This window comes from Streptomyces bambusae (assembly GCF_020532645.1).
GTDB classification, from domain to species: domain Bacteria; phylum Actinomycetota; class Actinomycetes; order Streptomycetales; family Streptomycetaceae; genus Streptomyces; species Streptomyces bambusae.
Map to the genome: position 1 here is coordinate 1 of NZ_JAJAUZ010000156.1, position 485 is coordinate 485.

At 69.5% G+C, this 485-nt stretch carries 1 protein-coding gene; it reads right to left on the reverse strand.

Features of this window, described 5'->3' with window-relative positions:
• A partial coding sequence (locus LG634_RS37615) for an acyltransferase domain-containing protein (RefSeq protein ID WP_308072766.1) occupies positions 1-457 on the reverse strand: 457 nt, incomplete at its 3' end.
• Positions 458-485 lie beyond the last annotated feature (28 nt).

Consider the following 485-nt stretch of genomic DNA (forward strand, 5'->3'; position numbering starts at 1 on the left):
GCCAGTAGTGCTGGTGTTGGAAGGGGTAGGTGGGGAGGTGGTGGGGGTGGGTGGGGTGGTCGCCGAGGAGGGTGTGCCAGTGGGGGGTGGTGCCTCGGGTCCAGAGGTGGGCGAGGGCGGTGGTGAGGGTGTGGGTTTCGGTGCGGTCTTTGCGGAGGAGGGGGATGAATTCGGTGGTGGGGGTGGTGTCGTCGTCGGGGAGGCTGGTGCGGCCGAGGGTGGTGAGGGTGCCGTCGGGTCCGAGTTCGAGGTAGGTGGTGGTGCCCTGGTGGTGGAGGGTGGTGATGGCGTCGTGGAAGCGGACGGCTTCGCGGACGTGGCGGACCCAGTAGTCGGGGGAGGTGAGTTCGGCGGCCGAGGCGACCGCACCCGTCAGCGTCGACACCACCGTGATCCTGGGGGCGTGGTAGGCCAGCCCGGCGGCGATGGTCCGGAACTCCTCCAGCATGGGATCCATGTGGGGGGAGTGGAACGCATGGCTGACC